Origin of the sequence: Staphylococcus ratti, from assembly GCF_020883535.1 — a bacterium.
GTDB classification, from domain to species: Bacteria; Bacillota; Bacilli; order Staphylococcales; family Staphylococcaceae; genus Staphylococcus; species Staphylococcus ratti.
This window is the reverse complement of sequence record NZ_CP086654.1, coordinates 173,583-197,979: the sequence shown is the minus strand read 5'-3', so window position 1 is coordinate 197,979 and position 24,397 is coordinate 173,583. Positions and strand designations below refer to the sequence as shown.

The 24,397-nt window shown below is 37.3% G+C and carries 20 protein-coding genes; 9 read left to right on the top strand and 11 right to left on the bottom strand.

Going from position 1 to position 24,397, the window contains the following annotated elements; all coding sequences use genetic code 11:
- Window positions 1-114: 114 nt before the first annotated feature.
- A complete protein-coding gene (locus LN051_RS00825; protein WP_229292744.1) occupies window positions 115-570 on the bottom strand; it encodes an AAA family ATPase in 456 nt (151 codons plus the stop codon).
- 324 nt (window positions 571-894) lie between these two features.
- Here LN051_RS00825 and fadX point away from each other — a divergent pair, with 324 nt between their 5' ends.
- The 9 genes from fadX (at window position 895) to LN051_RS00775 (ending at window position 11,362) form a co-directional block, all read left to right on the top strand.
- A complete protein-coding gene (gene fadX / locus LN051_RS00820; RefSeq protein ID WP_229292743.1) occupies window positions 895-2,472 on the top strand; it encodes a fatty acid degradation protein FadX in 1,578 nt (525 codons plus the stop codon).
- A 96-nt stretch (window positions 2,473-2,568) separates the two neighbouring features.
- Entirely contained in the window at window positions 2,569-4,083 is a 1,515-nt protein-coding gene (gene fadD / locus LN051_RS00815) for a long-chain-fatty-acid--CoA ligase FadD (protein ID WP_229292742.1), read from the top strand.
- A gap of 54 nt (window positions 4,084-4,137) precedes the next feature.
- Entirely contained in the window at window positions 4,138-5,346 is a 1,209-nt protein-coding gene (gene fadE / locus LN051_RS00810; protein ID WP_229292741.1) for an acyl-CoA dehydrogenase FadE, read from the top strand.
- Window positions 5,347-5,379: 33 nt separating this feature from the next.
- Window positions 5,380-7,641 carry a 3-hydroxyacyl-CoA dehydrogenase/crotonase FadB gene (gene fadB / locus LN051_RS00805; protein WP_229292740.1) on the top strand — a complete coding sequence of 754 codons (2,262 nt, stop codon included), beginning with the start codon at window positions 5,380-5,382 and terminating at the stop codon, window positions 7,639-7,641.
- 21 nt (window positions 7,642-7,662) lie between these two features.
- Window positions 7,663-8,853, top strand: coding sequence for a thiolase family protein (locus tag LN051_RS00800; RefSeq protein WP_229292739.1), 1,191 nt, complete (start codon window positions 7,663-7,665; stop codon window positions 8,851-8,853).
- Window positions 8,854-9,317: 464 nt separating this feature from the next.
- Window positions 9,318-9,566: a hypothetical protein gene (locus LN051_RS00795; RefSeq protein ID WP_229292738.1), complete on the top strand. Its 249-nt coding sequence runs from the start codon at window positions 9,318-9,320 to the stop codon at window positions 9,564-9,566.
- A 935-nt stretch (window positions 9,567-10,501) separates the two neighbouring features.
- Window positions 10,502-10,690: a hypothetical protein gene (locus tag LN051_RS11465; protein ID WP_229292736.1), complete on the top strand. Its 189-nt coding sequence runs from the start codon at window positions 10,502-10,504 to the stop codon at window positions 10,688-10,690.
- Window positions 10,691-10,741: 51 nt separating this feature from the next.
- Complete coding sequence (locus LN051_RS00780; protein ID WP_229292735.1) at window positions 10,742-10,927, top strand: hypothetical protein; 186 nt, start codon at window positions 10,742-10,744, stop codon at window positions 10,925-10,927.
- Window positions 10,928-11,146: 219 nt separating this feature from the next.
- Window positions 11,147-11,362, top strand: coding sequence for a hypothetical protein (locus LN051_RS00775; RefSeq protein WP_229292734.1), 216 nt, complete (start codon window positions 11,147-11,149; stop codon window positions 11,360-11,362).
- 1,034 nt (window positions 11,363-12,396) lie between these two features.
- On the opposite strand, the gene LN051_RS00770 is transcribed toward LN051_RS00775, so the two are convergent.
- From LN051_RS00770 to LN051_RS11550, 10 genes are all read right to left on the bottom strand, one after another.
- Window positions 12,397-12,570, bottom strand: a complete 174-nt coding sequence (locus LN051_RS00770) for a hypothetical protein (RefSeq protein ID WP_229292733.1) — start codon at window positions 12,568-12,570, stop codon at window positions 12,397-12,399.
- Window positions 12,571-12,924: 354 nt separating this feature from the next.
- Window positions 12,925-13,212 carry a PhzF family phenazine biosynthesis protein gene (locus LN051_RS00765; protein ID WP_229292732.1) on the bottom strand — a complete coding sequence of 96 codons (288 nt, stop codon included), beginning with the start codon at window positions 13,210-13,212 and terminating at the stop codon, window positions 12,925-12,927.
- A gap of 143 nt (window positions 13,213-13,355) precedes the next feature.
- Complete coding sequence (gtfB, locus tag LN051_RS00760; protein ID WP_229292731.1) at window positions 13,356-14,696, bottom strand: accessory Sec system glycosylation chaperone GtfB; 1,341 nt, start codon at window positions 14,694-14,696, stop codon at window positions 13,356-13,358.
- Window positions 14,689-16,197, bottom strand: coding sequence for an accessory Sec system glycosyltransferase GtfA (gene gtfA / locus LN051_RS00755; protein WP_229292730.1), 1,509 nt, complete (start codon window positions 16,195-16,197; stop codon window positions 14,689-14,691). Before gtfA ends, gtfB begins: the two co-directional genes overlap by 8 nt.
- A gap of 15 nt (window positions 16,198-16,212) precedes the next feature.
- Window positions 16,213-18,603: an accessory Sec system translocase SecA2 gene (secA2, locus tag LN051_RS00750; protein WP_229293584.1), complete on the bottom strand. Its 2,391-nt coding sequence runs from the start codon at window positions 18,601-18,603 to the stop codon at window positions 16,213-16,215.
- A complete protein-coding gene (gene asp3 / locus LN051_RS00745; protein WP_229292729.1) occupies window positions 18,593-19,447 on the bottom strand; it encodes an accessory Sec system protein Asp3 in 855 nt (284 codons plus the stop codon). The genes secA2 and asp3 overlap by 11 nt, the downstream gene beginning before the upstream one ends.
- A gap of 42 nt (window positions 19,448-19,489) precedes the next feature.
- Window positions 19,490-21,049 (bottom strand): accessory Sec system protein Asp2, encoded by a 1,560-nt coding sequence (asp2, locus tag LN051_RS00740; protein WP_229292728.1) that lies wholly within the window; start codon window positions 21,047-21,049, stop codon window positions 19,490-19,492.
- On the bottom strand, window positions 21,039-22,595 hold the full coding sequence (gene asp1, locus LN051_RS00735) for an accessory Sec system protein Asp1 (RefSeq protein WP_229292727.1): 1,557 nt from the start codon (window positions 22,593-22,595) through the stop codon (window positions 21,039-21,041). The genes asp2 and asp1 overlap by 11 nt, the downstream gene beginning before the upstream one ends.
- A gap of 10 nt (window positions 22,596-22,605) precedes the next feature.
- Window positions 22,606-23,829, bottom strand: a complete 1,224-nt coding sequence (gene secY2, locus LN051_RS00730) for an accessory Sec system protein translocase subunit SecY2 (RefSeq protein ID WP_274704566.1) — start codon at window positions 23,827-23,829, stop codon at window positions 22,606-22,608.
- Between the two features lie 111 nt (window positions 23,830-23,940).
- Entirely contained in the window at window positions 23,941-24,255 is a 315-nt protein-coding gene (locus LN051_RS11550) for an LPXTG cell wall anchor domain-containing protein (protein WP_229293582.1), read from the bottom strand.
- Window positions 24,256-24,397: the final 142 nt, after the last annotated feature.

Sequence of the window (24,397 nt, the reverse complement as noted above, 5' to 3'; positions counted from 1 at the left end):
ACGATTTTGAAAACACATTTGAATCGTCGACGTTGCAACAAAATATTCATAATGTGACAAAAACGAACAACCTCTTTGGATATATTCTAAGTTCCTGACCTATCCCATCTTGTATTAAACTACTATCCAACGACATTCATTTTGATATTTTTCATAAATACGTTCCATTTCGGGGAAGCTATTTTGCGGGAAGTTCCAAATATATTTGAGAAATTTGAACTCTAAAATATTTGGATTATTTCCTGGCCCTTTTTGAAGCTTATCTTTGAAATAACGATAGATCACGCGCATGATGCATTTCCATCTCGGTGCTTTAAGCCAAATCACAACGTCTGCTTTAGCAACACGCATTTCTAATGTGTTTTTATAGTTGCCATCAATAATCCACGCTTCTCGATCCACTACACTTTGTAATCTTTCGATAAGCACTTCCTCTGAGATGTTCTTATTTCCTTCCCAAAACAAAGCATCCATATGATATAAAGGCAAACCTGTTTTTTGCGCCACTTTCATCGCAAGGGTAGACTTTCCACTTCCTGGCGATCCCATAATTACAATACATTGATTCATCTATTTCCCACCTCTCTAATATTCCGTTAAAATAACGTGAAATTCATCTATTGTCATACAAATCCAGATTCGTTCATTCAAACATTTGCCAAACGCCATTCTTCTCTAAAGGTTTCAATTCTCCCTTTAACCCTCGTTCCTTTCCTACTACCCTTTATTCACATAAAAAGTGCATGCAAATTTAATAAAATTGCAAATATTTTTGAGAATTATCAGAAATTAACGTCATAATATTTTTACAATTTTATGACATATGTTATATTTTTTGTAAGGGTTTACACGATAGAGAAGCAGTCCGTTTAAATTATACAAAGGGGTGAAGCCATGAAGCATATTAAGCAATCAGAAGTTAAAAACATTGTGCAAGATGGAGATGTCATCGGACTTGCTGCATTAACTGTGTCAAACCTTCCTGCCGAAGTGTTACAACTTATCTTAACGCAATATGATGAGACCCAGTCTCCGAAAAATTTAACAATGATGTTAGCAAACGATATTAGTAGTGGCGGTTTTACAGTAGAACTTGATGATTTCGTTGAGCGCGGTATGGTGAAACGCTTGATTATGAGCATTATGACCGCTTCTCCTAAAACGGCAAATGCGATTAAATCGAATGCTGTTGAAGCCTATTTCTTACCTCAAGGTGTTATCGCAACACATTATCGTCAAACGAATGCGATTACGCCCGGTGTGTTGACAAAAATTGGTCTCAACACAGGTGTTGATCCAAAATACCAAGGAGGCAAAGCCAACGCAACGACTACTGAAGATTTAGTAACACGGGTAGAATTGAAAGATCAGACGTATTTACACTATGTATTACCAGCTGTAGATGTAGCAATACTTAGAGGGACATATGCTGATACGAAAGGCAACATTTATATGACACATGAAGCACACTTAGGCGAAAGTTACAGTGTTGCTTTAAATGCTAAAGCACATGGTGGTAAGGTGATTGTACAAGTAAAAGAAATCGTTGATGCTGGTCAACAGAATCCGAATGACGTCTTCATTCCAGGGGCACTTGTAGACTTTGTTTATGTTTCTACAGACAAGCACTTTCATCACCAACTCATTCAAACTTATTATCAGCCAGAGCTTTCCGGCGAACGACATATTGCTACATTTCCAGAACCCCCGCTCCCTTTTACAACACGAAAATTAATTTTACGACGCGCCGCTCAATTATTAAATTACGGTGATACGGTTAGTATTGGTTTTGGCATTAACAACGAATTGACTAACCTCCTGCATGAGGAACATGTTGAAGATGCAGTACTCCCGTTGATGGATACAGGCATTTTTGGTGGATTCTTTGGAAGCCGAAACTATTTTGGTATGAACTATAATACTGAAGCGCGTTTACGTCACGAATTGACTTGGGATTTTATTTATAATGGTGGGGTCTCCGTCGCTTATATGAGCTTTGCAGAAGTCGATGCCAATGGAAATGTGAATGTCTCCTTTTTTGGTAATCGCATGAACGGGTGCGGTGGCTTTATTGACATTAGCCAATCTGTCCAAAGATTGGTCTTTTGTGGCGCTTTAGTTGCGGGTGGCAAACTGAATATTATTGAAGGAAAACTTGAACCTCAAGAGACGGTCACTACGCAAAAATTTGTTTCTGAAGTGAGCCATATCGACTTTAATGCAGCTTATGCAAAAGCGCAAAACCAAGAAGTCACTTTTGTTACCGATCGTGCAGTATTTGAATTGCAAGACGACGGTTTAACATTGACAGAAATTGCGCCCGGTCTTGATTTAGAGCAAGATGTCTTACAACATATGGCATTTAGACCGAAGATTTCTGAGACATTAACGACGATAGATCACACGATTTATAACGACGTATGGGGGCAATTATCTCAATCCATTCACAACCATTCTAACTCAACGCACTAAGTAGAAAGAGCAGTTCTATTCTAACGATGAGACGTGAAAATGTATCGCAACATCACACACCTATTTCACTATCGTCGATTGAAAGGGGTATACGTTATGAATTTTGATTGGATTAAAACGCGCTCCGATTTTGACATTGAAAAGCCTGCTGTCATTGATCCTTTAAAAAAGACACAGTGGACCTATCAACAACTTAATATTCGGGGAGATAACATGGCGCATTATTTAACATCTCAAGGCATTCGTAAAGGAGATGTTGTCGGCGTTTTTGCGCCAAACGATGTCGCACTACTCGATTTACTTTTTGCTTCATTCAAAATGGGGGCTGTTTTTCTGCCTATTAATTGGCGCCTCAACCCAAAAGAAATCGCAGCCATTGTTCAAGACTCAAAATTAAAAATATTATTTTATGCGCAAAAACATTTGAGTTCACTCACTGATGTCGATCCGCATCTGCTTCACATGGATATCGACAGTCCAGAATACGAAGACATCGTGAATCCAAACCATCATCGCCCGTTTAAAGCCATTAAAGTAGAAGCAAATGACTTAGCTGCCTTAATTTATACGAGTGGCACTACAGGCGAACCGAAAGGCGTCATGTTCTCATATGACTCTTTTGTGAACAACGGGACGAATATTGAATTGACGTACAAATTCAATTCAGATTATACGACCATTATTTCGACACCGATGTTTCATGTACTTGGCTTTAATGATACCGTTTTACCAACATTGATGGCTGGTGGCACCCTCATTCTCCAACGCTATTTTAATGGCGAAGCATTAAATGACTTAATCGCAAAATACGAACCTAGCTTTCTCATTATGATTCCTACCATGTATTATGCAACGCTCACACAACCCAACTTCAACCCAGAAAACTTTAGAAAAATGAAATACGTTATTCAAGGCGGTTCGCAACCTTTACCGAGTATTCAAGCAGCTTTCAAAAAATATGGCGTCAATATTATTAACGGTTATGGCCTAACAGAAGCGCCTCTTGTCATGGTCAATACACCTGAAAATGCCCGCAAAAAACCGATGAGTATCGGGAAATCTGTCATGTTTGTAGAAAGTATCATTTTAGACGACGCTAAAAACGAAGTCGGTATCGGTGAAATTGGTGAACTCGCAATTAAAGCGAAAAATGTGACGCCAGGTTATTGGGGAAAACCTGAAGAGACTGCCAAAATCTTCCATGGTGCTTATTTGCTCACTGGAGACTTAGCTAAAAAAGATGAAGATGGAGACATTTTCATTATCGATCGCAAAAAAGAGCTCATCATTACCGGCGGTGAAAACGTCTTGCCATCAGAAGTCGAAACGGTGCTTGCACAACACCCACTCATAGACCGGTGTGTTGTCGTAGGATACGACCATCCAAAATATGGTGAATCGATTGCTGCCGCTATTATTTTACGCGAAAAAGATCCAGATTATGCCACAAAATTAGATGGGTTTATGCGTGAAAAACTGGCAGGATACAAAGTACCGCGTATGTATCAACCTGTGACCTATATGCCATTGAATTCTACACAAAAACCAGACAAACTGGCAATCCAAGATATGATGAATAAAAAGGCCCAACAATTAGAGTTACAAGACTAAAAAATTTTAATTTCTTTTGTAAGCGTTTTCATTAATAAAAGGGAGGCTTTTCTTATGACAAATCGTGAAGACTTACTTAATGCTCTTTATCCTGAAGATATTTTAAGTATTGCCAAAGATTTAACAGATGGTGAACTCGAACTACTTAAACAACTCGATGATTTACTTGAATCAAAATATCGCAAAACGGTCAATCGTCATTGGGTAGAGGCGACTGTTCCTGAAGACTTTTTCGAAGAGATTGGAAAACTGAATTACTTTACCAACCCTCTGCTCTACAAAGATCGCGATGGCGCAAAAACCCCTAGCCAGTTATTTCAATTTTTTATGGCTTATACGTTAGCACGTTTTGATGTTTCCTTAGCAACATTGCTTGGTGTCCATCAAGGGTTAGGTCACAATACTTTTTTATTTGGTGGTTCTAAAGAACAAGTTGCCAAATATATTCCAAAATTGCAATCGCATGAATTACGGACATGTTTTGCTTTAACTGAACCTGAACATGGATCTGATGTTGCTGGTGGATTGACCACAACTGCAGAGAAAAAAGGCGATGTCTGGTTAATCAATGGCGAAAAGAAATGGATTGGTGGTGCACATGTTTCTGATGTTATTCCTGTCTTTGCAGTCAATAAAGAGACGGGTAAACCACATTGCTTTGTCGTCACACCTGACCAAGAAGGTGTTGATATCGATATACTTCAAGACAAGATTGCCTTGCGTATTGTACCGAATGCCCATATTAAATTAAATAATGTCCAAGTCAAAGAAGCAGATCGCCTACAAAATATCACCTCTTTCAAAGATATCGCCAAAATTCTTTACTCTACACGCGCTGGGGTTGCTTACATGGCGACTGGTGCGTTGGCTGGTACGTTACGTGCCACACTTGATTATGTTAAACAGCGTAAACAATTTGGCAAATCCATTAGCCAGTACCAACTCGTACAAGAAAAAGTATCGATGATTCAAGGGAATTTGGCACATGCTATGGCGATATGCGCAGCATTGGCACGTAAACAAGCTAATGGAGAATATGATGAAGTGGCTACGTCGACAGCAAAAATGATGAATGCACTGCGTTTAAGAGAATCTGTTGCCATGGGACGCGGCGTTACTGGAGGAAATGGGATTCTTGCTGGAGAGTATGACATTGCTCGCTTTTTCTCAGATGCCGAAGCGATTTATACCTATGAAGGTACACATGAAATTAATGCGCTCGTTATTGGACGTGCATTAACTGGTGCATCTGCATTTATTTAGACATCTCACTTTTTAAAGGAGGAATGAATCACTATGACTATTAATACAATTACTGTCTTAGGCGCTGGCACAATGGGCGCTCAACTTGCCGCCCTCTTTGTCAATGCAGGCCTTAAAGTGAAACTACTTGATATTGTCGTTGATGAAAATGATCCGAATAAAATTTCAAAAAAAGCATACGATAAAATTACAGACCCAAAGCGCCCACTACTTTTCGACTTACAATACGCTTCTAATTTGACGTACGGTAATTTCAATGATGATTTGGCACACACAGATGCTGATCTTTATATTGAAGCCGTTAAAGAAGATTTAGAAGTCAAACATACCATTTGGAAACAAGTCGCAAAAGTTGCGCGTAAAGATGCGCTATTCGCAACTAACACATCAGGAATTCCAATCGAAGCCATCGCACAAGTATTTAACGATAAAGATAAAACACGCTTTTTCGGATTACATTTTTTCAATCCGCCACGCATTATGAAACTCGTGGAGCTCATTCCGAACCGTCAAACAGACAAAACTTTGATTGATAACGTTCAAACATTTGCCCAAGACATTTTAGGTAAAGGCGTCATTATCGCTAATGATGTCCCAGGATTCGTTGCTAATCGCATCGGGACTCAATCGATGAATGATATTATGTACCGTGCTGAACAACAAAATCTTTCAATTCCTGAGGTCGACGCATTGACCGGCAAATCAATCGGACGTCCTAAAACAGGCACATACGCCTTAACTGACCTCGTCGGTTTGGATATCGCGGTATCTGTTATCAAAGGACTACAGCGTATCCCTGAAGAAGCACCATTTTTTAAAGATGTTACGCTTGTATCCACACTCTATGACAAAGGTGCACTCGGACGTAAAACAAAACAAGGATTCTATAAAAAAGACAAAGAGACAAAGACACGTCTCGTCTTCGATGCTCAAAAACAAGATTACATTCCGATTGAAAAACCTCAAATTGCGCTCTTGGCACAATTCAAAAAAGATTTGGCACACAATTTAGATGTCATATTTAATGCTGAAGATCAGGCTGGACAATTCTTATGGGAAACGTTGCGCAATAATTTCTATTATGCCGCACGTAATGTACCTTATGCCGCAAAAGATTATAAAGATATCGACAGAGCTATGGTTTGGGGATTCAACTGGAAGTTAGGCCCATTCCAACTTTGGGATTTAATGGGCTTTGAACGTGTGAAAACACGCATGCAACAAGAACTTGGCGAACTTCCAGAATGGCTTGAGTCCGTACGTGACCAATTTTATGAACAAGGCGAATCTATCGAGCGCGTCACACCTGTTTCTGAATGGATTACAGATACCCTTTGGGATCGCGATGATTCAAATTTAGCTGTTGCTCACCACCAACAATTGTTACTGAAACTTCAAAGTAACAACAATGTTATCACAGACGGCTTTACAGACGATTTGGTTGAAGCGATAGATTTACTTGAGTCCGAAGCTTATACAAGCATGGTTATTTATGCTGGTGGTCATAACTTTAGTGTAGGCGCTAACCTTTATCAAATGAAACAAGCACATGAAGAAGGTGTCGTCGATGACGTCGTCGGTCCAGCCATCGAAAAATTGCATCATAGTTTCAATCGTTTAAAATACAGCACTAAACCTATCGTCACAGCCATTCATGGTCGCGTACTTGGCGGCGGTTGCGAACTTGTATTGTATTCACCCATTGTTGTTGCTGCAAGTGAAACTTATATAGGCCTTGTAGAAGCTGGTGTAGGATTACTACCAAGTGGTGGCGGGCTTGCAGAAATGGCCAATCGCCTCTTACAAACTGCACACTTAAATAATGATAAGCAAGCAAGTATGTCTAAAGTGTTGATGACGATTGGCTTTGCGAAAGTATCAACCAATGCCTATGAAGCACGTAGATACGGTTATTTGCGCGATACAGATACCATCATTTTTAATACTGAAAAACGTGTTGAAGCGGCACTGAAACGTGCACAATATGAAGCAGACACAAATTACCTTCCTACACCTCAACAACAATACTTTGCGTTAGGTGCCGATTTTATAGCACTCGCACAAGGACAACTGGACGCACAAAAAGAAGGCCACTTTATTAGTGCACATGATTATGATATCGCTTTACGTATCGCCACTGTGCTCGCTGGCGGAGAATTGCCAAGAAATACGTTTGTGAATCAACGCTACATTCAAAAACTTGAAAAGCATCATTTCCTTGCATTACTAAAAACAGATAAAACATACCAACGTATTTGCCACATGCTAAAAACTGGTAAACCATTACGTAACTAACACAAGAAAGGGTGAAAAAACATGAGAGAAGCTTATATTGTCGCTTATGGCCGCTCTGCATCTGCCAAAGCGAAGAACGGTGCCTTATTCCATGAAAGACCAGATGACGTAGGCGCAGCAGTCCTCAAAGGTGTGTTGGACCGCGTGGATGGTCAGTTTAAACCTGAGATGGTTGAAGATGTGATTGTCGGAAATGCTTTTCCAGAAGGACTTCAAGGTCAAAATATCGCACGTACAATTGCGTTACGTGCTGGACTGCCTGATAGTGTGCCCGGCCAAACGGTCAATCGTTACTGTTCTTCCGGACTTCAAACCATCGCATTAGCAGCCAACCAAATTCTTGCCAATCAAGGTGATATCCTCGTTGCCGGGGGCGTAGAATTAATGAGTGCTGTGCCAATGGGCGGTAATGAACCGACGAATAACCCCACCCTTCAAAATCAAGATGCAGGCGTATCCTATCCGATGGGGCTCACTGCTGAGAACGTCGCTGTAAAATATAATGTTTCGCGCGACGCACAAGACGCTTATGCTGTAGAAAGCCATCAACGTGCGTCAAAAGCACAAACAGCTGGAAAATTTGAGGATGAAATTATCTCAATCCCTGTAAAATCAGTCTCATACACTACTGAAGGCCCAAAAGTCACTACCCAAAACTTTGATAAAGATGAATTTATTCGACCGGACACCAACGTCGAAACACTTGCCAAACTCCCTACCGTTTTTAAAGCGGATGGTACGGTAACAGCCGCTTCTTCTGCACCACTGTCAGACGGCACAGGATTTGTCGTTATAATGTCTGGTGAAAAAGTGAAAGCACTTGGCGTTACACCAATTGCACGTTTCGTTGCTTATGACGTCGTTGGTGTAGATCCTAAGCTTATGGGGATTGGCCCGGCATACGCTATTCCAGAAGTATTGAAACGTGCGAACTTATCTATTGAGGACATCGATTTAATAGAACTTAATGAAGCATTCGCCTCACAAACGCTTGCAACGATAAATGAAGTAGGATTAGATACACATAAAACAAATGTCAATGGTGGCGCAATCTCATTAGGCCATCCACTTGGCGCAACGGGAGCGATGCTCACTGCACGCTTATTAGCAGAAATGAAAAAACGTCCAGATACACGATACGGTATGGTGACGATGTGTATCGGTGTAGGTATGGGCGCCGCTGCGATTTTTGAATATGTCGGAGAAAGATAAAGTACGTTTTAAAATGATAAACCCAAGGGGCTAGTCAATCCGCTTCCCCTTGGGTTTATTCTATATACAACTATATCTCCTTATCGACAAGCTTTTGGGTATGTGAAGAGATTGGAGGCTCCATGTCAATAAAGCAATTGGAATATAAATAATAAAAGAAATTGGAGAAATAAAGAAAAGAGAAAGTAAGGACGCTTAGGCAATAAGTTTGAACACTTAAGGAATAATAATCACCTAATTTACTTACTTTGATATTCTTTAATTGTAATCAAATAATGATGAGAAGATATATTTTATGAAAAAAGTATCCTTTCTAAATTGTTATTAAGACTTGGATATTAACAGGCTCTTTAGCTGGAGCGGGTACCGTTTATACGGATTCAACTCAAGCAGCAGAGACACAAAATAATGGTCAAAATTCTGGTGAATTTAGACCTATTAATGAATCACAAGCTACTATTACATTGAATGAAGGCATTTCTTATGAAGTTAGTGACAATGGCAGTGCAAAATTAGTTTATGATACCACTGGTAAAATAGAAACATTACCTTCTGAGGCTAAAGATAAGCATGGAAAGCCAGTAGTATTAGCTTATGAAGCAAATGGAAAAGACTTAAAAATTAGTATTATTGATAAAAGTACTACTATTCAAACTAGAGGATGGAAAGAAGGATTGAAATGTGGCCTTGGCACTGCTGAGGTGCTGGTTTAGGAGGCCTTAGTGGTGCTGGTGCTGGTAGTGTAGTTCCGGCAATAGGAACAATTGGCGGTGCAGTAGTTGGCGCTGTCTCCGGAGGTATGAGCGGAGCAGCGGCGAGTTGTTTTTAAAATATAGAATAGTGGGTGAGTTTTATGAAAAATTCTATACTTTGGAAACCTAGTTTTATACCTGTTTATTTTATTGCGGCTTTCTTAGGCTTTATATTTTATAGGTTTTATATAGAGACAGATGTTTATTCTGTGTATATACTTCCGTTATTTTTAGTTGGATTAGGAATTGCATCTATAATATATAATGCTAAGTTCAGGTAGTGATAATCTACTTGTTATAAAAAGAAGTGATGATTTTATATTTTGGAATGAGTTTCTTCTTTTCTTGATAATAAGGGTGACTATTCCCGGTGATGGGGATAGTTACCCTTAAATCGTTGATATGACTGGCTTCAAGCGCGAAAATGTGGTTTTTTCATACCTATTAATGTATCGTTTAAGATGTCCAGTCATAAACTTTACAGAAAGGAGAAAAAGCAACCTTTTCATATACTTAGTTTTAGAAAAGCTAAGTTGTTTTTGTGTTTTATAACATGGATAAGTATACTGAGAAAACAAAGAAATCAAGTGTTTCAGAATTTTATAGTACGTCATATTGGGAAAAATCAAATGGAATTTGTAAGGGAATATAATAAGGCTTTCAAGAAAATGTTTGAGCGTAAAAAAGTAAGAACGATTCAAAAGGTTATAGGGTTATGTTTGAAAACTAGAAGTACCATATAAAAAAGAACGGCTTGAATCATGACGTGATGTAACATGTAATCAAGATATTATACAAGTTCATGTTCAAAAGATTAAACAAAATAATAAAAAGCTTTACAAAATAGCTAAATATTCCAGTAACGATACCGATTATTTGATGCATTTTATAAACCTTTGAAAGTTAAGCAAGTTTTGGTATATTCAGGTCTTTTTAAAGAGACAAGAAAGAAATTGAAAAATGAGGATTTGGATTATTTAACAGAGGTTGATTCTACAGAATGCATTTATCAAATTTTCTATATTTGGAATAAAAAAGAATACTTAGCAAGTGCATTACATGATTTAAGAGAACAAAGAAGTTAATAAGCAAATGACAGATGAAATTAATGAAGAGTAACAAAGGGGGAATTATAAATGAAAGAAAGATTTTTGTGGTTTTTCATTTTTTTAATTAGTTTAGTAATTATGATAATTATAAATATTGAATTTCAGTTTTTCTCTTGGTTTTCAGTAGCTGTTATTTTTGTGATATGTGGAACAGTTTCATATATTTTATTAGAAAAAAATATAGCAAGAAAAAAGAAAAAAACAGAGGATTAATCCTCTGTTTTAAATTGGTTTTGTGCTAAAATAACTTACTACATAATATTTATCGGTGCCATGTCTAATAAATTGATAATGATCTGTTAATTTAAATTTTTTAGCGATAGATTTTTTTATGTAGACTTTAGTTGATCAGATGAGTGTGGCAAAGCATGGGTTGCTATAGCTGTCGCTACCACAGCTGTTACACTTACATAAGGAGAAAGTGGACTTGTTATGAATCCTACTCCTACTGAATTTACTACATCTCGAATTCCTTTATTACTTGATGCTGCTTTGTCTATTTTAGTCAGTTATTTTCTTGATACAGTTTTTGATTACTTAAAACCGTTAGAACCGTACTTTTTATATAATTTTTTAGTCACAAATATAGTGTTTCCTGATGGTTCTACTTCGCTCTTTTTATTTATTTCTCCAAAAAAGACAAAATAAGACATTAAGACATCACACGCAAATTAAGATCGATATTTTTTAGCTGTGTAAGTGCGCCCGCGGATAGATAACAAATAAAAAATAATCTTAATTAAACAGGGTTTATCACGAGAAATTGAAGATGCGTTAATTCCGAGTTTCTTCAGTTGTGCCGTTTAAACAAGGAATAAATCGACTATAAACCAATATATCACACAGGATGAAATCAGAACATAAAACAAGCACGCATTTAAACCGAGAAAATTTATTGATATTGAGAGGTAATCCTTAACTAAACTTTTAGTCGAATGTCGGTATTGCGTGAGCTATTGAGCCGACCGTTCGACAAGCTTTTGGTTTGTTAAGAGGTCAGAAATTCAACCTCAGTAAAGCAATTGGAATAAATATAAAAAGCGCAGCCGAATCTAATTGGACCTGACATGTGTGAAATTTATGTTTTGAACGGGTGTAAATTTTAACTTCTGTTATTATTTTTAAGGTCAAATATACTTTCAAAAATGATATATCCTATAGTGATGCTTATAAAAAGTATAAATGCAGTATGTTGATTATCATTGAAGATTACATATAGCCCTAAAAGAGTTATTATTAATTTTATTATCAGCTTAACATTTTGCATATTTAACATCGCTCCTTTATCGAGTGAAAACGAGTCTCTTCTTTTCTTGATAATAAAGGTAACTGTCTCGCTGGGAATAGTTACTCTTAAATCGTTAATATACTTGGCTTCAAACACAAAAAATGGCTTTTTCATGTATAAATGTCGAGTTTCTTCAAATGCTCGAAATTAAGATATAAATTATGGTGTGATTGAGATTATGGAATAAATTTTCTTATATATAAGTACTAATTGTTCTTTGAAGAAAACCCATATATGACTAAATAAATAATAGCGATTATTACGAAATTGATAATACCTAAAAATATCATGAATTCATTTGTTGAAAAGGGTTTGAAATAATTTGAGGCATTGTAATTATTCAGAAACATTTGGGTAATCCCCAAAGAAACGATAACCCCCAAAATTCTGCTTATTAGTATAAACGCACTTTTTTAATCGTATTTTTAAATATATGTAAGCTAATAAGTGTAGAAATAATGAGGTAAGGAATATACCCAAGCAATGAACTTGATGTGTAATTAACATAGGCTCCTATAAATTCTATTGGCATAAGCGCTAATAATACGCATAAATACTTGTATTTCATTTTCAAACACCTTTATTTATGTTTTTGTCAACTTACTTTTGAAGTCACTTATGTAATATCAATTGTAAACGAAAGGAAAATACATGTGAAAAAATAATCACTTTTTGTTTAGCTTTAATATTTACAACTTCTTTTATTTTACTTTATTTTTCTGATTCTATAAATGCTGACGAGCTTGAAAATGTTAATTATCAAACATTACAACAAGAGGGTGTTTTGGACAATACAGTCAGTCAAGAGCAATGAAACCAGTTTTTACAAGAAAAAGTGAAACTTTTCCGTAACCATATGCATAGCGTATGGTTTACATTTAATACAATAATAAGGGTAACTATCCTCTCTGGATAGTTACCCTTAAATCTTTGATATGACTGGCTTCATCGCCTCACACAATTGACGAACTGAACTATTAAAAGGCTTAAATTGAGTAGGATTTTGTGTCATTGTCACCTTCCAACTTCCTGATGCTTTCTCAATAGCCACCGGAATGGTACCCGCGTTCGTTTCAATTTGTACTTCATGTGCAATAGCCTGCATTTCATCAGTTGTTAATACATCACCGTTTAATACAACATCAGCGGGGTTACCTTGGTTTGGTTCGCACAAAAAAGCATCGTATTGATACACTTTTACTGTTTTCATTGCGCTATGCCACTGATATTCGATTTAAATATCTTATTTTTAAATATTTCATTCTTAAGCAATACAACTTTATTAAGGGTAGAGACTTCCTGTCTATGATCACGTCTAAACCCTTTTTGAATCCTCTAGTTCTACGCTAGTTTTTATGTGTGTACCTTCGCCATGATTTGCTTAAATGTTTTTGAAGTGATTTCATTTACATGCTGTTTTTGGTAATTGAGACGGACTTTAAAATAACGTTTCTTCTGTTGAATATCTTTCAATGCTTGTTGAAGTGCCAAGCTACCATCTGCTTTACTAAATCGATTTTCAGGCGCCGTTACATTCACATTATGTGCGAGATCTTCGTAAGCTAAAATGAGCAACTCATAATCAAAGGCTTGGCGTACCGCATTAATGATTTCGCCACCTTCATTAATATCCAAGTAAATGTCACAGCGTTCATATAATTTTCGAACCGTTTCAATTTCAATTGTAGGAAAAAGTTTCACATTAGGGTATTGATCAAAAGCTGTTAAGTTCGCAGACATTTCTGTTACTGCGCCAATATGGAAAGTAGCAAATGGACATGCTTCGACAATTGACCCTAAATGATGTATTTGATCCGAGTTGGTCATTATCAAGACATTCATTGAATAACGATTCTTTTTTTGATAATCGTAAATGTAACCGGCTGAATGCACATGCGCACGCGCTTCCTCTGTCATATGTTCAGTTAAAAGATGATATTCTCGTTGATTCGGAACGACAACTTCAAACTGGCGCACACCTTGATTTTGCAACATAAGCGTCATATTTCCCGGGACATGACCCATACTTTCTTCTTGCCAAAAAAGAACGTCTTGCCCTTTTGCATCTAAATGATATAAAACAGTAAACGGTGTCCCAAGTGAATTGATAATACATTGGCTCAAATCAATATTTAGCGCTTTAATAAAAAATAAAAGGAAGCTCACTTTGTTATTGAAATGGTGATATTGGCCTTTCCAATTTAAAATAATGGAACGAACGACAAAGTTTTCATATATAACTTCATGACCTTGTTGATCGAAGTATTTACGCAAAATCAGTTGGCCAGTTAAATCGTATACCGATTGGGCAAAGTACACACCATGTTGGGTATAATGATCTACAAATTGTAATCGACCTTGACTGTCATACCAATCTACATGACTCACAACACGCGGTTTGCGGTCAGGGCGATAATTAATTTTGGCGCGTGTAATGCCCATATCTTTCACCCATGCCACATCATTGTTTCCTTCGATTTCCCAAAAGCGCGGCACCTCAATTTCGTTAAAGTAACGCGGTTTTGCGTGTTTCGGTGCTTGATAATTCGAGAAGTATTGATAAGGGGTCACAATTGTTTCAGGTAAAAAACCATCATCTTCAATCACGATCGGTGTCACTTTTTGATTGGAAAGACGCAATGTATCATACAAAGTACGGGCATTGAGATCAAAGTGTTCAAATAAACTAATCATGTGCCACCTCTTCTATTAATTTTTTCCATTTTTGTTGTATTTCTGGCGTTAAAAACGGTTGGGCCACTTTATAAGAGGCTTCGTGTGGTGCGGTAGGGCCATCATTAAAGTATTGAACAATCCGCTCCGCATAGCGCTTCACAATATCTTCAGATGCTTCTTCTTTAGCATTCACCGGGATAAGGTAACCATTGATACCGTCTCGGATGAAAGTCGGATTTCCATAATTCACATCAAACCCAATCATCCCGAGACCTGACCCTACTGCTTCTAACAATGTTAAGCCAAAACCTTCGCTCGTTGAGGCAGATACAAACAATTGATAGTTTTGGTACACCTCTTCCAAATGCACATGCCCTTTCAAATGAATATAATCTTGGGCGTGATGCGTTTGAATCAACGTTTCAAGCGTGCCTTTGACAGCACCCTCCCCGTAAATATCAAATTGCAGTTCTGGAACTTCTTTTTTAGCGATGATTGCAGCACGTACAAGCCAATCGATATGTTTTTCATTCGCTAAACGTGAAGCACTTATCATCGCATAAGGTCGTCGCGCATGCTGAGGTCGCTTAAGCTCATGTATACTCCCTACTGGAATCGTGTACACTTTCGGTGAAACGTGATGGTACTTTTGAAATTGTGCACTTAAAATTTGGTTTTGCAAGTCTGTTGCTGTAATATAAAAATCGATTTCTCGACTATTCATAAATTGATACTCATAATAGTTATTCCATAATACGTGTGCGTCATCCGTTGCATGCACACTAAAATGTTCCGCATGTACCACAACGCCCATTTTACTTTTCCCCTTATGTTGCAACAGCGCTTGACCTACTTCACTCGCACGATCTAAAATCACAATGTCTTCTGACGTTAAATTCAATTGTTCCATAAAATACGCAATAAATGCTTGGCGACTGTATAACTTCTTATCTTTAAAGCTATACAGATTTGTTTCACCATCGATATACTCGCTGTATGCCACTGAACCATCTTCATTGTAAAACGTTCTCATATAAAGCTTAGCTGTGTTATTGTGTGGGGCATAGTATTCTGAAAAAATACGTACGTAACTGTAAAAATCTTTGCGCACAAGCTTACCATCTATGACAAATTCTGCACGGTCGACAATATGCGTTCCAACCTCTTTTAAATAACAGGTAATAAACGTTTGTTGTTCATTTAAAAACAATCGATGTACTTTGCCATCCGTTTCTTCTCGGATAATTGGTTCATGCACATCGCTTTTTATTTTTTCCACTGTATAACTTGTGGGTGCAATCGGAATGTCCGTAAAGTATTGATACAGCCAAATCACTTCATCATCTTTAAAACCAATATTTTCAGTTAAAGTTTGAATGTTTTCAGCATTAATAAAATCTAAAAAAACAAACTTTAGTGGATAATTCAGCCCTCTTAATAATTTGGCACGATAACTTTGCGCATATTCAACGCCACTACTCGCCCAACTAATTCCAAAATTGATATTATAAATTGTCACGATTTGTCCACCTCTTTAATTTGGGAAATGTACTACGAGCTTACCTTCTTTATCAAATGTGGTCACACTTTGACAAAGATTACGAATGATATGCCCTTTAATCTCTGTGCTCATCACTTCAAAAGATTCTAATGCGACGCGATGATATTCGAAAATAGCGTTACGTTGACCATTTTGACGGTTTTGAACGCTACTTTTGAGTTGTTGTAAATGATCAACTTGCTGAATCCAATGACTGTCTATCGCTTTCAAAATTGCTTTTTGAACAAACCGAGAATAAAAATAAGGGTTATTCAATGCGCTTTTTTGTCGATGCAATGCCTTTTCAAATAATTGGACAAGAAACGTCACGACAGCTTGTTCTTGATTCAACGATAAATCACTCATATCTTCTTTAAATTGAAAGCTCACATTTTTATAGATATAATTCACAAGTTCCGCTTCCGAGTCTAATACCTCTTTACGATAATCACGACGAAAAACATCTCGTGCCAGTTGTGTTAAGTCTAAATCCCCTGTATCCCAGAGGTCGAGTACACGATCACGCTCTTGATAAATCAATTCACGTTGTATACTGATACTTTTTTCATATTCATTCGCCATTTCACGTTGTATGACACTCTGTTCTTCAGATACGCGTTGTGCACGTGCTACCGTATTCTGAACTCGCTTTTGAAAAAGACGGCTATTTTGAAGCGCCTCTCCATCAACTTGTTGTAATTTCTTATTATTCAACATGTTGCCTTTGCCCCAACGTTCTACCAAATAATCTTCTAATGAAATATAAATTTGAGAGGAACCTGGATCACCTTGTCTCCCCGAACGCCCTCGCAATTGACGGTCGACACGACTATTTTCCATATGTTCACTTATACTTACTGCAAGACCTCCGAGCGCCTTCACAGCATTATCGAGCTTAATATCTGTACCTCGTCCTGCCATACTTGTCGCAACTGTCACTGCTCCAAGTTGACCTGCTTCAGAAATCATTTGCGCTTCTTTAGCTACGTTCTGTGCAATTAATAAATTGTTTGGAATATCCATTTCAAAAAGCATCATTGAAAAATATTCTGCAACTTCTGCTGTTCGCGTAATAAGGAGTACCGGGCGCTTTGTCTCATATAAGGTTTGAACGCGCTGTAAAATCGCTCTATTTTTCTCTTCTGCGTTTTTAAATACGCGATCTTCATAATCCTTACGCGCAATCGGTTTATCTGTTGGGATTTGAACTACTATTTTAGAATATAAGTCGAAAAATTCCTTTTCACCCAACTTACTTGTAGCTGACATCCCAGAAAAAGCATTAAACTGACGGAATAAATTTTGAAACGTAATCGTCGCCATCACACTCATGTCTCGAGACAATTCTACATTCTCTTTTGCTTCAATCGCTTGATGTAAACCCGCTTGAAGCTTGGTACCTGGCAACATTCGACCCGTAATGCGATCAATAAGTACCACTTCGCCATTGTAAACAAAATAATCGAAGTTAGATTCAAATAAGTGATGCGCACGCAATGCTAGATTAATATTACGTACTAGGTCGAAATAGCGCTTGTCATAAATATTATCGACGCCAAAATAAGCATTTGCCGCTTCTATACCTTCATCTGTCAGCCAAATCTCTTTTTTTGTTTTTTTCATTTGAAAATGTACGGATGCTTCTAACGTCTCGACGAACGCTTTGACAATTTGAAACAAATTTGATTGAACACGTGGCGCACCAGAAATGACGAGAGGGGTTTGTGCAGAATCTAAAATAATCGAATCCGCTTCATCAATAATTCCAAAATTAAGTGACGGTAAAAATTTACCTTCTTTGCCGTCAGCTAAGTTATCAATCAAGTAATCAAACCCTAAACGTCCATTTGTCGTGTAAATAATATCGTGACTATAAATCGTTTTCTTTTCGCCAGGTAAATATTCATAATCTGGAATATCTACAAAACCTAATGCAATCGTCAAACCTAGCCACTCAAACAACGGTTTCATTTCTTCATAATCTCGACGCGCAAGATAATCATTCGTTGTAATAAGATAAGCCCCTTTGCCTGTTAATGCATTAAGATACAAAGGCATTGTTGCCGTTAACGTCTTTCCCTCACCTGTTTGCATTTCTGCGATATTGCCTTCATGTAACACAATCGCACCAAGCACTTGCACGTCTTTAGGATACATCCCTAATATGCGACGACTCGCTTCACGTAAAACGGCGTAAGCTTCAGGCAATAACGCCGTTAAAGTAGCACCGTCTTGTATGGCTTTTTTAAATTCAGCTGTCTTCGCTTGAAGTGCTTCATCTGTTAGTTTTGAAAATGCGTCGCTATAATGATTCACTTGTTTTAAAATTTTATGAAGGCGCTTCAAACGCATCGCATTAATCGTGCTAGTCATACTATATTTCATCATCCTTGCCTCCATTCAAGATTTCTTCATTGATGTATTTTAAAAAGCGACTTGGATTCAACATATTTTGAACCATCTTCATATGTGCTGGTGCTTCATCTTGTTCATACATATATACGACCGTTGGTGCGCCCTCTCTCAAGTGGAACTCAGGTTGACCCGCATCGTGATGATGCGTCACAAACGCGACACCTCCAAGTAATGTAGCCAATTTATACGCCATTTCATTAGACTTATGATGATAACCAATGAAATGTAATTGGTAATGTTGCTTCAAAGATACCAATTGATGCTTCAAAATTGGACTATCATCATAATGCCAATTTTCAATGCCTATCACATTTTTAAATAAGCGAATCGCATCGTAAGACAACGGTTGTTCCTCAACCACAATAATATTGGCCACTGGTATAGCCGAATCCTCATTAACCATACTTGACACGTATAAATCTGAAGCACTTGATGTGTCAGCTTTTTCTTGAATCGTAATTGTACGAAAACGAACGTGTTTTGCCGCAGCATTAATCATTTGTAATTCATACGAAAAAGCATCTATAGGATATGTCACCTCTATGTCTGGCTGTTGAATAATTTGAACTCCTGATTCTGTCCCATTCCGGCGTTTGAAAATCAATTTAAAATAAATACTTCCCAAAGGCTCAACTTCATAATCAAAAGTAAATTGATATTTTTGACCTCGCTTTAAAATAGGTAATGTGGGGATTGTTTTATCTGACACATAGTCTGTCATCATCTTCCATTCGTGTATGACAATTCCTGACGGCATGAGCGAGTTGTTAAAAACGGTATCTTCCGAATTAAACTGTAAGTGCGTCCCATACATAAATGTGTAGGGATGATTTGTGTCCAACGAATTTTATAGCTGTTATTTTGCACGTTGCGTCACTCTCCCAAACCGACTTTCCAAAATAATATTGTAAAAATTGACAAACCAACTTGTAATTGTGGAGGAATCATCATTATGTCTTCCAGGTACACCGCGGCTCATAATACGGGCATGTTGGCGTGTCATCACTGGCAATAACATCTCAAATGCACGCATATCATAATCATCATGTTCCATGTAGGCAATCGCAAATGTTGTATTTGAAAAATCTGCCTTTTCAACTTTATGCCAAAATTTACGATTCAGACGTTCAACATCTGATTTTTCAAGCCCACTTTCATTTTTCAAAAGGACATCTAATGCTGTGCCAAAATCTTCTGGACGTAATAAAGGCATATTTTCAGCAACTGTTCCTACATTAATTAAAGGTTTACCGACGACAATGCCCGCAGGATTTAGTTGCGCTCCGTAATACAATGCGCCGAATGAGCCCATAGAAAGCCCTGACAAAATCAGTTCGTCCCTATTAAATCCTAGGCGATTTAAGCCGTCTTGAATCACCTGTTTGATCGCTTGTTCGTATTCTTCAGAACCAAGATAAAACGCACCACCTTCAATGCGCGGATCTCCAATCAAAATAAAAGGTGCTTTAAAACGATTCATCATAAAGAACCCTTCAAACCCTTCCGCAGAACGATAACCACTAAAATACACATTAAGCGGTGGCTTCATATCTCCAGGATTAAAGTAATGGATAAATTCGTCACGATTTTTATCCGTATAACGTTGGCCTCCTAAAATAAACTGCCCCATTTCTAATCGTGACCATCGTTTGTGAACTGCCCTCATATGAAATGAACCTTCGCCCTTAGCTCGCGCACTTAAAACGATGTACGCATCGTGTGTACGTCTCGGAATTTCTAATGGTGTCGTTAACTCTGTATGATGCATAACAAATTCATCAACAACTGTATCTATGCTTCCTTTAGAAATGAGTCGAAATACAAATTCCACTTCTACACTTCCGGTTAGCGTAAATTCTGGCCATATTTGGATGACTTTACCTTCATCATAAAATAAGTTTTTTTGCCATGATAAAATTGGTGTCATCGTCTCACCAAAATTTCCCTTCAATTCTATCGCTTTATTGCCCACATAATGCGCCTCACCATTAAATGCAGGGTTTACTACACAAAACTTCGGAGAGACCTTATCACCATATTGCCCCGAAAATGTTACAGACTTTAACTTTTCATATAAATCATTAAGATCTTCATAGTCTAATGGTCGAATGATACGTTGATGCACGAGTGGATGTGATTCAAATTGATCATTCCAAAATCGTTGATCTATATAAGTCGTATAAGGTTGACTCGCTATTTCAAGCGTACACATTAACCCTTCCGAATACGCAGTTTGTACTAAAATAAAATCAAACTTACCATGAACATAAATCGTATCTTTAACCGCATGCGTATATTCACTAAAATCACTGAAAACATTCGGATCTAAATAATCCCAATCTGTATTTTTATTTTCTTCAAAATGAGGACCGTAATCTTTTCCTCCAATTTGGAGCACTCTAAATTTACGTGCCATCTCGGTCACCTTCAATCAATTGATCTAACTGTTCTATAATTTTTTTAGATGTGTAGTTTTTAGCAAGTCTCTGCGAATATGCATACGAACGGTTCCAATGTTTCAAATGCTCTAAATAATAATCTAATGCCGCAATCAAATCATTCTCAGTGGTAATCACAAGTCCATTTGTTCCATCTTCAACATAATCCGTGTGATTTCTGTTAATTTGAGGCAGTCCTGCCCCTAAACAACAAATTTGTAAGAATAAATCTGGTTCAACTGACAAATCAATTACAATGCGCAGTGTAGCAATGGCTTCAACGATATCCATTTCGAATGGCACGCTTTTCAGTTCCACATATACAATCGCTTCTTCGTCTTTCATTAATTCTGAAATTTCTTCTGGCACTTCTGATTTATCATTAAAGCGATCATTAATGATGGTGATTTCGTTTAATAGCCACGTTGAAACATGATGCCGCTCTAACTTAGTCAATAAAACGATACGTATCGCTTCTTTCTTTTCCATATAATGCACGAGTTGTGACATGATTTGTTTCACTTGTGTGTCGGTCAAACCATCAATCCACAACCCAATGTATGTTTCATAAAGTTGGTTACTAATATTCGGCATAACTTGGGCATCAAATGGTGTAATACGCATAAGCCGCTGAGTCAAATCATTTTTTTCTTTATAAGCTTCTAGAATACGTTCGCTTTCCAATGTGTCGACCAACCAACTTTGACCACCTACCATCGTTTCAAACTCAGTTTTTGGTACACCTTTATTACGCTGTTGAAAAATGGAAAAACATAGGTGTTGCGGCTTAAAAGTCTCTGCAATAAGTTGATTGTGTCGTATATCAGAGGCAACGATAATTGGATCGCAGTCATCAATATTATTTTCACGATAGTGATTAAGATGTTCTTGAATAACTTCTTCCATAGAAAGATAACGTCGGCAGTTAAAATGATGTTGATAATGATCATTGACTTCAACTGCGCCATCATTCACATTTTCTTGTAAAATCCAATCACCATCTTGCGTCATATAACGGATATTACTTGGAGCACCTTTATCATCAAACGCAATCACACTTGATAAAAATCCACGATCGTCAAACACATAACGTTGACGCTTTACTTTATGTTCAAAATCTTCAATCCATATAAGATAACCGTCTTGACTAAAATAAATATTGGAATAGCTGTTCTCACTTGTTATTGCGCGAATCAAATAAGGCGTATAAATAAATTCCGTTTCCTTTGGCCAATGAAGTTGCCTGTAATCTACAGATTGTGGGGTTTGATGTGTAAAACCTTGAATCTCATCAAATACTGACCAATAATTCGATTCAAACAACTCGTGACGATGTAAAAAAGTACGTAAATCAGGACTATAATTAAGGATAATCATTTCAAAATTATATTCATTTTTATGATGCATCGACATCAAACTGATTAAATCATCAAATTCTGTAACAGAACGTTTGCGATAAAAAGGTTCAGCTTTACTTTCCCACCACTGGTTCTGGCTATACCAAGCCGGTATAAAACGCTTCATAACAATCTCCTTACCAATATTTAGTCAAAAACTGCTGATATTTATCAAAATACAAATATGTGCGAATCGTTTCCGCAATGTTCATACTAATGTAAACTAGGATGATTAATTGAATTGCAAAATAAATTTGTTGTGAAAGTTGAGGGACAAATAACGTGCAATACAACGGAATACCGATAATCAGTCCTACAATCATTGCACCCGTCCAACATACACGCCGTGCTTTTTGATTTAAAAACGCCTCCGTCTCACGACCTGGATAAATGTTCTCAAAATAGTTCCCACTTTTTAAGAAATCTTTTGTTTTTTGCTTCGTGTTAATAAGTAATCTTGATAACAAGTAACCCAAAATGATTTGCATAATAAGATAGAATGTAATGCCTTCAACATTAGCAAAACTCAAAATCCCACTATCTGATGAAGTTCCTATAAACACACCCATCATTAAGCCAATAAAACTGTTTAAAAGGATAAACATAGACAGACTAATCATAATAGAAATACTGCCCGCTGGATTAAGCTTCCATGCGAGATAGGATTGTGTGCGTGTTTCAGTTACATGCATAATGTCACGATAATTTAATCGGTACTCTACAAGCTCAATCAGTAACAAAATGAGCAATGCTATCGCAATAAGGACAATGATAGTCACTAAAATGACTGTGTGAACATGAAGTTCGGGAAGCCTTTGATTAAAAATAGAACGAATAATGCTCAACAGTACAATAGGCATAGGCCCCGCAATACCATAACGCACATTTTGATCTGCAAGCCAAACGAGTAACATTGCGCCTGTAACTACAACTAAAATTAAGAGTGCTATATTTACCTCTTTAATATGTTCTTTGACAATGGATTGATTAATCACAAAATAGCCTTGTACGATACAAAACGCGAGTGTTAATAACTTTTCTTGATAATGCTTCTCTTTACGCGTTTGTTTCATCGCTTTATCTAAATTTCGATAGCGTAGTAACATTAACAAAATCATCGCTGTTAACCATGGACCAAGCCCAAGAGAAAAAATATTGAGCGAGTGAATGTCACCTCCCATATTTGACACTGCAAGTTTGTAAAATGAATCTTCATGACGATTTATTTTTTCCTGACTAACGATGTCAATATTACTGCCTGTTATGTATATCAATAAGATAAGCATCGTAAATAATATGCGTTTATGTAAAATTTTATATTCGTACTGTCCTAAAATACGAAAAAACAGATTATTCTTCACATTAACCCTCTTTTATAACATGTTGCCAAAGAGGCTAGAAGCACGAGTCTCTGGCGAATCTTTCCCAAAGTTCACTTGTGTCTAGCCTCTTTAACCCATGTTGTCTATTTATTATTTGTTAGACTTTGTTGCTTTCTTTTTATCTTTTTTTGATTTTTTGAATAAGCCAAGTCCTGCTAACATCGCTGCAACCGCTCCAACTAATCCATTGTTTTGTGTTGCTTGCCCTGTATCAGGTAACTGTGCTTTTTCAGTTGTTTTCGCATCTTTAGATAATGTTTCTTTAACGCCATCATTAATTGATGTACTACCAAATGATGGGGCTTGTGATTCTGATGTAGTGAGTGATGTGCTTGTTGAAGTTGACGCACTTGCACTTGATGACTCTGAACCACTTGTTGATGCACTTGTGCTTACTGAATCCAATGCTGATGTTGACGTGCTTGCACTTGCCGATTCAGATACTGATGTTGATGCACTTTCGCTTGTTGAGTTTGAAACAGATTCCGATTCACTAGTTGATGTTGATGTACTTATACTTTCGGATGCTGAAACAGACGTTGATGCA